13 protein-coding genes and 1 CRISPR repeat array (1 of these 14 cut by a window edge) are annotated in these 13,798 nt (G+C 58.0%); of the genes, 3 read left to right on the plus strand and 10 right to left on the minus strand.

Going from position 1 to position 13,798, the window contains the following annotated elements:
• Positions 1-28: 28 nt before the first annotated feature.
• Positions 29-205: a hypothetical protein gene (locus tag M017_RS29575; RefSeq protein WP_155121614.1), complete on the plus strand. Its 177-nt coding sequence runs from the start codon at positions 29-31 to the stop codon at positions 203-205.
• On the opposite strand, the gene M017_RS0124660 is transcribed toward M017_RS29575, so the two are convergent.
• Genes M017_RS0124660 through M017_RS0124675 form a run of 4 tightly spaced genes read right to left on the minus strand, consistent with a single transcriptional unit; the run spans position 202 to position 4,955 of the window.
• The gene (locus M017_RS0124660; protein WP_031500910.1) at positions 202-1,707 is read right to left on the minus strand and encodes a chemotaxis protein CheW; all 1,506 of its coding nucleotides are present in this window, start codon (positions 1,705-1,707) and stop codon (positions 202-204) included. The genes M017_RS29575 and M017_RS0124660 overlap by 4 nt on opposite strands.
• Positions 1,704-2,207, minus strand: coding sequence for a chemotaxis protein CheD (locus M017_RS0124665; protein ID WP_051670837.1), 504 nt, complete (start codon positions 2,205-2,207; stop codon positions 1,704-1,706). Before M017_RS0124665 ends, M017_RS0124660 begins: the two co-directional genes overlap by 4 nt.
• Entirely contained in the window at positions 2,207-3,061 is an 855-nt protein-coding gene (locus M017_RS0124670) for a CheR family methyltransferase (RefSeq protein ID WP_051670838.1), read from the minus strand. Before M017_RS0124670 ends, M017_RS0124665 begins: the two co-directional genes overlap by 1 nt.
• A complete protein-coding gene (locus M017_RS0124675; RefSeq protein ID WP_051670839.1) occupies positions 3,039-4,955 on the minus strand; it encodes a methyl-accepting chemotaxis protein in 1,917 nt (638 codons plus the stop codon). The genes M017_RS0124670 and M017_RS0124675 overlap by 23 nt, the downstream gene beginning before the upstream one ends.
• Positions 4,956-5,071: 116 nt before the next feature.
• Between M017_RS0124675 and M017_RS0124680 the strand changes: the two genes are divergently transcribed.
• Entirely contained in the window at positions 5,072-5,788 is a 717-nt protein-coding gene (locus M017_RS0124680; RefSeq protein ID WP_031500914.1) for a 5-oxoprolinase subunit PxpA, read from the plus strand.
• The gene (locus tag M017_RS0124685) at positions 5,788-7,026 is read left to right on the plus strand and encodes an SGNH/GDSL hydrolase family protein (RefSeq protein WP_031500915.1); all 1,239 of its coding nucleotides are present in this window, start codon (positions 5,788-5,790) and stop codon (positions 7,024-7,026) included. Before M017_RS0124680 ends, M017_RS0124685 begins: the two co-directional genes overlap by 1 nt.
• Positions 7,027-7,033: 7 nt before the next feature.
• On the opposite strand, the gene M017_RS0124690 is transcribed toward M017_RS0124685, so the two are convergent.
• The 6 genes from M017_RS0124690 to M017_RS0124715 form a co-directional block, all read right to left on the minus strand.
• Positions 7,034-7,366, minus strand: a complete 333-nt coding sequence (locus M017_RS0124690) for a YegP family protein (protein ID WP_031500916.1) — start codon at positions 7,364-7,366, stop codon at positions 7,034-7,036.
• A gap of 71 nt (positions 7,367-7,437) precedes the next feature.
• The gene (locus tag M017_RS0124695; protein ID WP_031500917.1) at positions 7,438-7,824 is read right to left on the minus strand and encodes a VOC family protein; all 387 of its coding nucleotides are present in this window, start codon (positions 7,822-7,824) and stop codon (positions 7,438-7,440) included.
• A gap of 84 nt (positions 7,825-7,908) precedes the next feature.
• Positions 7,909-8,367, minus strand: coding sequence for a spore coat protein U domain-containing protein (locus M017_RS0124700; RefSeq protein WP_031500918.1), 459 nt, complete (start codon positions 8,365-8,367; stop codon positions 7,909-7,911).
• Positions 8,352-10,694, minus strand: a complete 2,343-nt coding sequence (locus tag M017_RS0124705; protein ID WP_080508152.1) for a fimbria/pilus outer membrane usher protein — start codon at positions 10,692-10,694, stop codon at positions 8,352-8,354. The genes M017_RS0124700 and M017_RS0124705 overlap by 16 nt, the downstream gene beginning before the upstream one ends.
• Positions 10,663-11,301: a fimbrial biogenesis chaperone gene (locus M017_RS0124710; RefSeq protein ID WP_031500920.1), complete on the minus strand. Its 639-nt coding sequence runs from the start codon at positions 11,299-11,301 to the stop codon at positions 10,663-10,665. The genes M017_RS0124705 and M017_RS0124710 overlap by 32 nt, the downstream gene beginning before the upstream one ends.
• A 52-nt stretch (positions 11,302-11,353) precedes the next feature.
• On the minus strand, positions 11,354-11,926 hold the full coding sequence (locus M017_RS0124715) for a Csu type fimbrial protein (protein WP_337588911.1): 573 nt from the start codon (positions 11,924-11,926) through the stop codon (positions 11,354-11,356).
• A gap of 265 nt (positions 11,927-12,191) precedes the next feature.
• A CRISPR array of direct repeats spans positions 12,192-13,798; the repeat unit is 32 nt; unit sequence GTCGCGCCCTTCACGGGCGCGTGGATTGAAAC; it runs 387 nt beyond the window's last position.

Here is a 13,798-nt window from a genome sequence, read left to right on the forward strand (position 1 = left end):
ATTTGCGGGAACTGCCGATAGAAGTCCCATGTGGCGCGCCTCCTTTGTGATTCTTTCTCTTGTTGCCTTCCTCGCCTTCCCAGGGGCTGTTTATGGAAAGAAGAAAAGCCCGGTGGGTCGCCCCGCCAGCAAGCCGCCGGTTTACAAGAAGTTTAAGAACAAGAAGCAAAAAACGGCGAAATTCGGCTTGCCGAAACCGTCCTAGGCAACTAGTGCATTCGAGAGCCGTTGGATGATCTGGGTTGCGTGCAAGACAACGACTGCCGTATTTTGCCCATCTTCTTTCGCCACTTCAATGCCTTTTGAGAAGCTCTCCTCAAAACGCCCCTTCTCGTCACGGAAGAACAGCTCCGGCAGTTCCTGCTGTCCGTCGGTACAAGTAGAGATGATGCTGTCGAGGGAGTCAACGCGCATCCCGATTTTCCGCCCCCCTTCCTGAAACACCAGAATCTTGGGAGCCAGCTCCTTTGCTTCGTGGTCGATCTGGAACAGTACGCGGGGATCAAGGACTGGGATTGGCGCGCCACGCAGGTTCATGAATCCGAGAACGGCGGGCGGTGTGTCGGGAGTCCGGGCCAGTTCCTGCCGCCAATCGAGAACCTCTGTGACTTCGGTGAGTTTTAATCCATACAGCCGGCCCACCCGGAAGGTGAGCAGGGAGGTTTTCCCTCCACGATCCTGCCGCTGCGCCGTTCCCTGCCCCTGATTCTCTGTGGCCAGACGCTGGTGCCCGAGCGCAATCTCCGAGATCTCGGGACGGGTGAGCAATCCATTCTCATCTAGGACAATAAAGTCCTTGCCCTCCCGGTCCGTAAAGGAACCCTGGAAAACCGAGGCGCGGAAGTCATGTAACACCGGAATGGGCAGGATTCGTTCCTTCGAGTAAGGAATGATGCTGGTGACATCATCCACCTCAAAGGCAATCAATTCCCCTCCAATGCGGCAAATGAGCAAACGGCCCAGTTCTCCATTCTCCTCGAGGTGGAACAGTTTCGCCATCTTGACCACTGGTACCATCACCCCTTGCAGCATGACGATGGTCTCGCACAGACTCGATTTCCGCGGGCTCGGCAGTTGCCCCAGCTTGCCCATGATCGAATTCACACACTTCATTTCGAGGGCAAGCGAACAGCCCCCGACGGTGAATCCAATCAGTTTGTCCCGGTAGAGATCGCGCATCCGGTGAGTCATCCGCAGCGCGGCTTCGTCCTCATGACCGCCACGCTCGATGGCCGGCAGATTGCGAATCGACAGAATGGCTTCAAAATCGAGCACTTGCACCACATGCTCGCCATCCTCGCGGCAGATCACCGCTTTGACGGGAATGCCGCACTTTGCATCTCCGAAGGCAATCGGGCCGCGATCCTCCGGCTTCAGGCGCAGGACCTCGCCCAGCCGGTCAAACAGCACACCGACACAAGCGGAATCGCGCTTGATTACGGCCATCCTCCGCGGCGTGTCCGAGGCGTGGGCCGCCGGGGGCAACTTCAACAGGGTCCGCAGATCCGCAACGGGTAACACCCGGCCCCGCAGATGATAGAGGCCAACCAGAAAGGGGGGAGCCAAAGGCATCCGTTGCAGCTGGGAAGGCGCATCGACCACCTCCTGCAGCCCTTCCATCTCGATGGCGTACTCATCGTCATCGAGATAGAAGGTCCCATAGATTCCACTGGTTCCTGTCGTTGCTACGGATTCCATTTCGCTCATGATTGCTCCAAGGGGGATTCGGGAAAACTGAGGATGCGGCTACTGGTCACGGTTTGGGCCACACAGTCGACCAGCATGTTACAAGCCAGTTCTCCGCCGGTTTCGATTTCTTCCAGATGAATGCCCAACTGGTACAACTCCGCTTTACAAGCCTCAAGATTCAGTTCTCCAATGTGCTTTCGACCGGGATGCTGCGGCAGGTGCAGGACATTTGCCCCTCCACTCAGATAGGCCGTCAGATTTCTACTGGGTTTTGCCGCTACGCCCATCGCACGCATCAGATTCCTCACCGCCTGATTCGCATACCGCGCATCCTGCGTTTCCTTTCCCGGTGGCGCCATTGGCAGGAGGCAGTGAGCCAAACCACAGATCCGTGGTTTCCGGCTGAACAGCGCAATGCCCACGCAAGAACCCAAGGTGGCCTTCAGAATGCCCGTCGTCGAAACCAAAATTTCGCAGATGAGCACCTGTTCTTTCGGAGAAGACCGGGAGGCGGTCATCACCGCTCGCCAGTCCTCTGGTAAACAAGAGGCTGGAGAAAGCGGAAGGAGGTCTGTAGCCGGGAGATCGACTCCGACTCGCCCAGGATCAGTTGGGCCACAGGACTCATCTCCGCCCCGACCAGCCGCAGAATCGCCGTTTGTTCAGGCGCTTCAAAGTAGATCAGAACATTGCGCAGAAAGACGATGTCGAAGGGCAAGGGATGGTGCAGCGCCCGCATCAGATTGTGTGGTTGGAAGCGAATCTGCCTCTTCAACTCTTCCCCCACCGCGAAGCCCTCCCCGCGGGGGTGAAAGTAGCGTTGGATCAGATCGGGCCGGGTGGCCTCCAGCCGGGCGATCGACTTGCCGACAAAATAGCCGCTGCTCGCCGCCGCCAGCACCTCCGTGTCGATATCGGTGGCCGTGATCTCAAAGCGAAACTGCGGGTGCACCCGCCGGAACTCCGCACAACTCATTGCGATCGAGAAAGGCTCTTCGCCCGTTGCGGAGGCGCCTGACCAGATGCGCAGCGTCCGGGTTGGATTCGCTGCGGCAAAGCCCGGCAGAAAGGACTTTGAGAAGTGCTCCCAAACGCTTTGGGTCCGGAAGAACGAGGTCTCATTCGTCGTCAGCAGATTGATGAAGGTCTGCTGCTCTGCGCGGTCTCGCTCCACTTCCTGCAGATATTCCTTGGGCCGCTGGCAGCCCAGCTCCCGCATCCGCTTGCGGATCCGGCGATCAATCATCAAGCGCTTGTCGATCGAAATACTGATTCCAGTCAAGGCCTTGAGCTTGTGGATCACCTCCAGGATGTCGCAATCAAGGAAGCTGGGCGACGGAAGTTCCTCTTCAAGACTTGCGCAGAGTTTCATAAAGTTCCTCGGCCGAACTGGTCAGTTCCTTGGTCGCTTCTGCAATCGCTTCCGAGGCGCCAGCAGATTTCTCGGTCTGCTCCGCCACATGCTGGATGGCCGTTCCCACTTCGCGGGCGGCAATCAATTGCTCTTCGGCCGCCATCGAGATCTCGGCGGTGAGCTCGGTAGTCTCGGTGACGCAGCTCACAATGCGATGGAAGGCCTCTGCCGCCTGGCGCGAGGTCTCGCTCCCGGTCTGGATGCGTTTGATCGATTCCTGAATCAACTTGGAAATCTCCCGCGTTGCCTGGGAACTGCGTTCGGCCAGCTTTCGGACCTCATCGGCCACCACCGAGAAGCCAAGGCCTTGTTCGCCAGCCCGGGCGGCCTCAATCGCTGCATTAAAGGCCAACAGATTCGTCTGCGAAGCAATCTCGCTGATGACCTTGACGATATCGCCGATGTCCTCGCTCGAGCGGGTGATCATGTCCATCGCCTCGATCGATTTGTCGACCATCTTCGAACCCTTGTCCGCCTCGCCCTGCATGCCCTTGGACACGCTGGTCGCCTTGCGAACCGTTTCGGCAATCGAATTGATCGAGGCGGTCAGTTCTTCCACCGACGCATTCATCTCCTCGGTGGTCGCGCCGAGCGACTGGGCCCCATGGGCGACGGTCGCCGAGCGCTTCGCGATATCCGCCGTCTGGTGGTTCAGCTCTCCGGCCACCTTGCGGATCGATTCTTCCATCTCCATTTCCTTCAGCACCGCCGCGGTGATGTCGGCTGCCACTTTGGCCACACCGGTCACCCGGCCAGCCTCATCCAGCAACGGATTGTAAGTCGCAAAGAGCCAGATGGTGCCGCCATTGCGGTTGCGGCGCTTGAAACGCCCCGCCTGGAATTTCCCCGCCCGCAGTTCCTCCCAGAACTGCTGGTAGGCCGGCGAGGCCGTGTAGGCGTCGTCGCAGAACATACGGTGGTGCCGGCCTTCAATCTCATCGAGCCGGTAGCCCACGGCGCTCAAGAAATTGTCATTCGCCCGGCGGATCCGGCCGTCCAGGTCGAACTCAATGACGGCTTGTGATTTCTCAATCGCCCGGTAGACACTCTCCGAGGCCTCTGAGCGTAGTTTCTCTGCCGTCACATCGACAGCAAACTTCACCACCTTAAAAACCTTATCATTCAGATCAAAAACCGGATTGTAAGTCGCCTGGATCCAGATCCTCTTTCCGCCCTTTCCAATCCGGAGGCACTCGCCCGACTGGAACTCACCCTGCTTCAGACTCTGCCAGAAGCGCTGGTAGTCAGCCGATTCCGAGAAACGAGGCTCACAGAAGATGCGATGGTGTTTGCCAATCACTTCTGCAGCCTCATACCCCATGACGTTCAGGAAGTTGTCATTCACCTTCAGAATCGTTCCATCCAGATTGAATTCAATGACCGCCTGCGACTTGGAAACAGCTCTTAGCGTTGCCTCGATCTCGCCCCGCTCTTCTCGCGACTGGCTCACATCAGTTGCAAACTTGATCACCCGGTAGACCTTGCCTGCCTCGTTCAATAGAGGATTATAGGAACCATGGATATACACTTCCCGGTGATTCTTGCCCAAGCGCTTGAACTCTCCGGTGCGGAATTCTCCCTTGCGAACTCCCTCCCAGAGATCCGCATAGGCGGCGCTTGCTACGTAGGCGGGATCGCAGAATTGCCGGTGATGCTTGCCCACAATCTCATCAAGGTTGTAGCCAAACAACTCAAGGAACTTCTCGTTTGCCGAGATCACTTCTCCTTGCGGCGTGAATTCAATCATGGCCTGGACGCGGCTCAAAGCCAGAAACTTGTTTCGGAGTTCCTGGTCGCTATCGATAGAGGGAGTTGTAAGCGGAAGGCCCGCTTCGGAGATTGCATTGTGCATGGAAGTTATTGGAGCGATCACAACCTCCTCATCGGAGATAGGACTTTGATCCTTAGAAATATTATCGATGTCCTCTTATTTTTCAATCCTTCTGACACTGGACTCCGAGCTTAGAGATGAAACAAAGTATTCCCCCTGTTCCGTCTATTAACTGTGACTTAGGAGAATCCTGGGCCCTCCAGCGTTCAGGCGAACAACGTAAGATCCTGTCGCTGTGCGATCTCGCCAACATCGCCTGCGGGGCGCACGCCGGCGACCGCGAGCTCACGCGCCAGAGCATCGAGGAAACGGTCGAGGCCGGGGTCCGTGCCGGAGCCCATCCGGGATATCCGGATCCGGAGCACTTTGGAAGGCGGCCGCTGTTCCGCAACCCTTATACGACAGCCGACATCTCTGCACTCGTCGCCGAGCAGGTGGCCTTCGCACAGGACTGCGCCCAGAGCTGCGGCAGTTCCTTGTATCACGTGAAGGTGCATGGTGCACTCTATAACGAAGCAGCCGCCGACGGCGAAGTGGCCGAGGCCATTGCGTTCGGAGTCCGACAGGTTTGCCGCGATGTCTTTCTGGTGGGGCTCGCACAAAGTGTCATGGTGAATGTGTTCCGCCGCCAGGGCTTTACGACACTGCGCGAAGCCTTTGCCGACCGGCGTTATACGCCCAAGGGTTTGCTGGTGCCGCGGACCGATCCCCGTGCCCAGATTGAGGACCCCGCCGAGGCGCTCGCCCAGATCGGCAAGCTCGCCCGCTTTGCCGACACCGTTTGCGTCCACAGCGATTCGCCGAATGCTTTGGCTATCCTGCGTGCCCTCCGGGGCTTGGATACGATCGAGTGATGCGATTTTTTCTCCTTGCCGGCCTTTTGAGCCTGCCGCTGCACGCGCAAACCCCGTTCGCACTCAAGCCCAATGATCGTGTTGTCTTTTTCGGCGATAGCATCACCGACCAGCGGCTCTACACCACCTTTGCCGAAACCTATGTCGCCACCCGCTACCCGCAGGCGAAGATCAGCTTCATCCACTCCGGCTGGGGTGGCGATACCGTCAACGGGGGAGGCGGCGGACCGATTGATGTGCGGCTCTGGCGCGATGTGATTCCTTATAACCCGACGCTCGTGACGATCATGCTCGGGATGAACGACGCCCGCTATCGTGCTTTCGATCCTGCGCTGTTCGACGAATACACGAAGGGCTACAAACACATCGTGGCCGTCATTAAGAAGCAATTGCCGGGAACCCGCATCACCTTGATCCAGCCGAGTCCGTATGACGATGTGACACGCGCTCCTCTTTTTGCAGGCGGTTACAATCAAGTGCTGCGCCGCTACTCGGACTTCCTGAAGGAATTGGCTGCGACAGAAAATCTCGAACTCGCCGACCTGAATACGCCGGTAGTGGCAGAGCTGACCAAGGCCTTCCAGGCCGACGCGACGGCGGCGGCTCGGCTCATTCCCGATCGGGTCCATCCCGGCCCGGCCGGCCATCTGCTCATGGCGAAGGCGCTGCTGCTGGACTGGAAGGCGCCTGCCATTGTCTCCTCGGTCACCATCGATGCGAAGCGCAAGGTGGTGCTGGAAGAAACCAACACGCATGTCAGCGAAGTCCGCAGCGCGGGCCATGGGATTTCCTGGACCCAGCTCGACGAGGCACTCCCGATGCCCGTCAATACAAGTGATCCGCTGACGGCGCTCGCCCTCAAGTCATCCAATTTCACCGAAGCATTGAATCGTCAGCCGTTGAAGGTCCAGGGGTTGAGTGCAGCTTCTTATACGCTGCAGATTGAGGATCAACGCATCGGCAGTTTCGATGCGGCACAACTGGCAAGCGGGATCAATCTGGCCGAGCTCCCCACCCCGATGGCCGAACAAGCCGCTCTTGTCCACACGCTGACCCTGCACCACACCGGGATTCACAATGCCCGCTGGCGTCAGTTGCAGGTGCCCTTGCAGAAGCATTCCAGCCCCGAACTGCTCGATGCACTCAAGGCACTCGATGTCCTCGAAACGGCGCTGGTGGCAGACCAGCGTGCCGCCGCGCAACCCAAGGCCCGGCACTTTGCCTTGATCCCCAACTAAGAGACACTCAGGCGTCTAAATCTTCGAGTCGTGCACCAGGCCCAAACTTGATGCACGACGCGATTCCATTGCGGCAACCTTTCATCGTCTTATACATCTCGCTATTGCCAATTACCTCTTTGTTTTTTGCCAGTAAGACGAAGTAAGGTTCTTCTTTCTTGGACTTTCGCAGTTCATACTGCCGTTCATTGCCGGAATTCTTCTGAACGCTTTCAATCCCCTTCACAGCGCTCCGTTTCTCCACATAAACCTCACTGGTGAGAATGTACTTCCCATTCGGCGCCTTCAGGTTGAAGTGGAAACCGCTCTTGGTTTTCTTCAGTTCGTATTTCGCTGCCATGCCGCTCATCATACTATCCTTCACGGCGGAACATGGAGCCAAGCACCACTCCTCGAGCGGAAGGAGTTGCGCTAAGACTGCTGCGCCAATTGGATCAAATTTCCACAGCCGTCTTCGAAAATTGCAAGCGTCACCGGGCCCATCGTCCGCGGCTCGCCATGGAACTTCACCCCCAGAGCCGTCATCCGCTGATACTCGGCCTGCACATCTTCCACGGCAAAAGAGGTAAGCGGCACGCCAGCCGCAAAGAGAGTCTCTTGAAAGGTCTTCGCGCCTGGCCCGACATTCGGCTCAAGAAGTAACTGGACTCCATCGGGAGCATCGGCAGACACAACGGTCAACCAGCGGAAAGCGCCCATCGGGATATCTTCTTTCTTCACAAATCCCAGAATTTCTGTATAGAACTCCAGGGCTTTCTGCTGCTCCTCAACCATCACGCTGCAAAGAACAATCTTCATCGCAACATTAGGTCATTCTTCATCTGGCAAGTCAAGTATCGTGGGTGCACGGCAACGGGCAGCCGTCCTCCTCCTCGAGGAGCGCTAGTAGTTCACTGTAATGGTGATGGTGTCCGTATAGACTCCTGGTTTCGCAGCCTGCCCGGCGGGAATTCTGCCATAAGCCGTATAGTCATTGGTCACCGTTCCCAGCAGAATGAGCAGTGCACTGTAGGAGGGGGCTCCCGTGCCTCCCGTCCCGGTTCCCCAGACGGTGGTGCGCGCCGCATCCGTATAGTAGTTGTAATTCAAAGTGTTGGCCCCAAACTTCATTTGCCGGGGGAAGTACGTTCCGGAAGACCCCGTGCTCAATTGGACGGTATAACTCAGCAGAAGCGCAAGGATGGTGGAGCAACTGACCGTGACTGTTCCTGTTGAATCGACGTAAGATCCGTTGATTGGGTTATAAGATCCAAATAGCATTCCGGTATTGGAAACCGTGCAGGTGACTCCCCGGAGACCGGAAGCGAACAGGAGCAGCAGGAGAATTATTCGAATCGGCATACCATTGGTCCTTCTAAAGTGCCTGGCCACCATTTCGCAGACCGGGTCCAGACCAGACGGCAGACGCCTTTGGGCGTGGTGACCTCCAGGCTCAACCGGGAATCCCGCACCTCTTCGAGGTACATCATTCCGTTGGTTCCGAGATCCGTCTCCCGGTTCAGTTCCACCACTCGGACGACGGACCGGAGCGGTAAGGGATTTCCTTCCGGATCGACAATCTTCAAATAGAGACTATGCTCTTCCTGCACCTGGAATTCAAAGCGGACGCCCGACCGGCGGCCCGGACGCAGCCGCGCATCAGCGCGCTCAATCGATACATTCAGAGGCAGCCCCTCGGGGTCGATGGAAATCCGGTTCTCTTGATAAGAGAGCAGGCGGGGCACTAGCGCGAGGCCCTGTGCATTCGTCACCGCAATGCGCTGGTTATCGAAGAAGACCGGGATGCCCGCATAATGCCCCACTTTCACCACGGCAAACCCATCATCGATCCGGCGCGTGAAGAAAGCTTGTCCGCCCAGCAGAGTGACCGCGCCTTGAAACCCCGCACGAACCCCGGTGCCCTGCTCCGTCGCGCTGGCCTGTAGATTCAATTCTCCAAACGAAGCCCGTTGCGTGTAGATTCCATCCAAGCGCCGGTCTGCCCCCGAGACTGCACTGATGCGATAGGCGTTTCCGGTTCCCAGAGGAAGATTCTTCTGCAACGTAAGTTGCTCTTCGTTCCCGCGCTGGTTCCGCAGCCAGGACTGCGTGAGCAAGGTCTGCTCCCCCAGGCGGTAAGTCAAGCTCGTAAAAAGGATCAGGTCCCGGCGAAGATCGAGCGAGCGGTTCGCCGTCATGGACCACGACAGCCGCTGCGTCAGATTCAACGAATAGGCGCCCGAGACGTAGCGAATCGGATAGAGGCCATCCTGGCGGAAGTAGGACAGCGTCAGATGATCGCGGCGCAACAGATTCAGTCCCAGGCTCGCTCCCATTTGCCGCCGGTTTGGAGTGAGATTCCGGTCCAGTCCCAGTTGCCGGAACTTGGATTGCGATTGGCTCCCTTGCAGCGAAAACGAGAGCCGCCGCGTCTGGAACTCCGCCGAGGCGGCCGCCATGCCCGCTCTGCGTCCGCCTGCATCACTGCCAACCACCGTCCCACTCACCACAAGATGCGGCAAAGTGAGCGCTGTCAGTTGGAAGCCGATGGTCCGGAGGCCAGCGGCAGCCTCCGCCCGCACCTCGCCCGTCACTCGATTGCTGAGTCCCCGGCGGTAATACCCCGTAAAGAAGGACCGGCCATAGTCGAAGCTGGCCATGCCGATCTCCTTGCGAATCCATCCGGCAGAGACGGAAAAATCGGCAAGCCCCGCACGCAGCAGCCGCGCAGAAGCAAAATAGGACTGCGTGACCACCGTGTCCCGGCCCAGCATGTCATGCAGCACGAGTTGGAATTGTCCTGGCCCGCTGGCGAGCGGCGGGTTGCGGATCTCAAAGGGACCCGCCGGTACGTCCTGGGTCCAGCGGAGTGCCTGATTGACGTACAGTTCTGCCGTCGACGGCAGTAGCGCCTCGCCTCGAATCGTCTGCTGGGGAAAGCTCACAAGATCCGGCTGGGTCTCGGAATCCGTCCCCCACTGGATCCCGCCAAAGGCCAGAGAGCGGCCCCAACTCCCCGGACTGGTCCAGGAATCTCCCAGACGGATGCTCTGCCTTCTAGCGGGCAGATCATGAATGAAAGTGCTATCGAGGCGGATCGGTGCGCCGCCCCGCAGGCCCCGGAGGACGCGCGTGGTCGCCAGTCCCCAGCCACTGAACACACCCACTTCTCCAAGAGCCCCCAAGGAAGTGCGGTTGTCGTGTTGCACTGAAAGATCGTAGTTCAAAAAGGCGCCAATGCTTCTGGAGATGGGAGTCAGAGACGGTTTGGAAGCTTGGAGGTCCATTGTATTTCCTTCAAACCCTTCAGGGGGCATCGTCAGACGCAGCTCTTGGGTTGCCGCATGGATTTCGTAGCGTAGCTGTGGAATCGACCGCAGGGCGACAAAATCTCGGTTCTGCACGCCGAATGCATTCTCGGCGGGGATCTTCAGCCGTAAGGCCGTCAGTTGTTCCCGCCCCGCGTACAGTCCTTCCTGATCCTGATAGAAAATGATTCCCGTGTCGGCGAGAGCGGGTGTCAGTTGGCCGTTCACCCGCACCGTCAGAACGACGGGCCGGCAACCGGGGAGTTGCGGGAGATCCGTGCACGAGAGTTCTTGAGCAAGAGTCTTCGGAACACAGAGAATGCTGGACAGCAAACAGAAGATCAGGCACTTAGGGATGGCTCTCCAAGACGAGAGGAACATAGAAAGTACCCTGGTCGGTCCCTGCCTCCAGGGGAACAGAGGCTTGTCCTTCCGGAAGAGCCATCGGCAGCGGCAAAGAGAAGTTCTGGCCGGGAAGCAGATAGCGGCTGATCGAAATCGGCGCCGTTTCCCCCAGCTTGAGGCTGTGCAACTGGACGTGGACGGCACTTGGATTTCTCAGTTGCAGACTGAAGCGTCCGTCCACAGCTTTCCGCAGAACGGCTTCAATTCCCGGGGGGGCCGGCGAATGCTCGGCAGCGAGAAAGATGGGGATGCCCACTCGCAATAAGGTCTGCACCATGGTGGACGGACTTTCGTTCGGATCGGCCCGTAAGGGCAATTCTTGGATATAGAGACGGAACGCCTGCTCCTCCGCGTTGCTCTTCAACTGTGTGCCAATCCGGATGGTCTGCGTGCCTCCTGGCTTGAGACGGAAGCGGGGCGGCATGACGATCAACGCATTTGTCGGCGTGTAGAGATCCTCTCCGTCCCGTTGCTTCCACTGGACCGCATCAATCTGGTAATCCCGCTCGGCCTCACTGCGATTCTCCACCAGAATCAGGTTCGTAGGCTTCCGGGAACTCAGCTCAACCCGAATCGGAGTCACGGCAAACGAACCGGCTTCCAGCCGATCACTCCCGATGCCAATCGCCAGGCAGCTAATAAGTAACCGTAACTGTAACTGTATCGACATAAGAACCTGGTGCATTGTATTGTGAAATTGCAATTCGCCCATAGGCCGTATGATTCGCCAAGACACCCGAACTCGTCCCAGAAACGGTCTCACCCGCCGTATTTCCCCAATTCAGAGAGCGCCCAGTGTCACGATAGATCTGATAATTCAGCGTATTTGACACATTGGTCATCTTCCTCACCGCGGTCGTGGCGCCGACGCCCAAGCCCGCATCCAGTGAAACCTCGTATCCAGTCCCATTCGTACAGGTCACGGAGATGGTGGAGCTGGCATCATTGGGAGAGACACTGCTCGCGTTATAGTTGCCAAACGCCATCGGTGTGGCAGAAATAATGCACACCTTGATCACGGTTGCACTCACTGCGATCGTAGATGTCGCGGTCTGCGCCAAAGCCCCTGGAACGAACCAAGCCAGGAGATTGAGGATACAAATCGGAACAGACCGGCGAAGGAGCCGAGTAAATAGTAAATTCATGGAACTCTCTCTGAAGGCCATATCGCCCAATTTAAGATGGCAGTGAGTAGTTTTTATTTTCATATAACACGACGAAATAGTAATGAATTACTCATTTACTCAGTTGTGAGAAGTTCGACTCCAGACAAGATCTTGAGACTCGCAGGCTTTGCGCGGATGGGAAGCGGGTGCTGGAATCCCGGGAGGTACGCGCCAGCTGGAACAGATTGATTCCCAATGGATTCCGGCCTCGGGGCCGGACTGGAGATGCAGGCATGGGGCCAGTTGGAAGGAGGTGCGCGGAAATGGGTCGCCAAGAGACTGGATCCATTCGAGATACACTGATGCCGTCGCGCCCTTCACGGGCGCGTGGATTGAAACCGGGCCAGCACGTCGCAGATAATCGACACCATCGTCGCGCCCTTCACGGGCGCGTGGATTGAAACCGCCTCAGAGTCTGGCTGTATTGCGGACCTTTGCGTCGCGCCCTTCACGGGCGCGTGGATTGAAACAGCTTTGAATCGCCAGGCGCTCGGGAAGTCTTTGTCGCGCCCTTCACGGGCGCGTGGATTGAAACGCCGCGTACCCGGATCGGTGGGATACTCGCAGGTCGCGCCCTTCACGGGCGCGTGGATTGAAACCAATACCCAGCAATGTCCGGAACAATGTCAGCTGTCGCGCCCTTCACGGGCGCGTGGATTGAAACAGACAATCTTTCTGAAGTTGCCGGCACTCGCTCGTCGCGCCCTTCACGGGCGCGTGGATTGAAACAGCGTCTCGTGACCCTTGCCCCGAGTCGTTCCCGTCGCGCCCTTCACGGGCGCGTGGATTGAAACGCTTAACACCGTTCGAATCCTGGATCACCGAGCTGTCGCGCCCTTCACGGGCGCGTGGATTGAAACATAGAAATGCTTGAGTTTGTCAGGCATTGAGTCGTCGCGCCCTTCACGGGCGCGTGGATTGAAACGTCGAACTCGACGGATCACGCCAAAGTTGTCATGTCGCGCCCTTCACGGGCGCGTGGATTGAAACTTCCGATCCTGTGTTCGATTTGACGCGTTCAGCGTCGCGCCCTTCACGGGCGCGTGGATTGAAACGACAATCGGCCTAGGCCTCTATGTGCTCGCCGCGGTCGCGCCCTTCACGGGCGCGTGGATTGAAACACGAGCCGAGGGGAGCAAGCGTCAGTCGGGTGATGTCGCGCCCTTCACGGGCGCGTGGATTGAAACTCGGGTCTGTAGGAATCGAAAGATCCGATGAATCGTCGCGCCCTTCACGGGCGCGTGGATTGAAACCTCCCAGCCTCCTCTTCCGCGATCATCTGTGCGTCGCGCCCTTCACGGGCGCGTGGATTGAAACTCTTCAGGTGCAAGGGTTTCGCCTTGGGCGTAGGTCGCGCCCTTCACGGGCGCGTGGATTGAAACGATACTGGCCGCCTGGGGTGATCGACGGGAAGGTCGCGCCCTTCACGGGCGCGTGGATTGAAACAACTCCAAACGTCCAATCTCATTCGAGATCTTGAGTCGCGCCCTTCACGGGCGCGTGGATTGAAACTGCTGATAGACCAAGAAGAAGATGGAGGTTGGGTGTCGCGCCCTTCACGGGCGCGTGGATTGAAACTTGAAGAAGCTCCCGGACAGCGCCACGCTCTTCATGTCGCGCCCTTCACGGGCGCGTGGATTGAAACGCAGCAACTCATCAAGGTACTGCTCGAAGAGCTTGGGTCGCGCCCTTCACGGGCGCGTGGATTGAAACATGAGCCGATCGGCCTCGTGATCCTTGGCGAGGGTCGCGCCCTTCACGGGCGCGTGGATTGAAACTTGCTCCTTTTCTGTTCGCCTCATCGGCTTACATGTCGCGCCCTTCACGGGCGCGTGGATTGAAACACCGAAAAAGCGATGGCTATCCGCTCGGAGAGCGTCGCGCCCTTCACGGGCGCGTGGATTGAAACTCAGC

Origin of the sequence: Bryobacter aggregatus MPL3, assembly GCF_000702445.1 — a bacterium.
GTDB lineage: Bacteria > Acidobacteriota > Terriglobia > Bryobacterales > Bryobacteraceae > Bryobacter > Bryobacter aggregatus.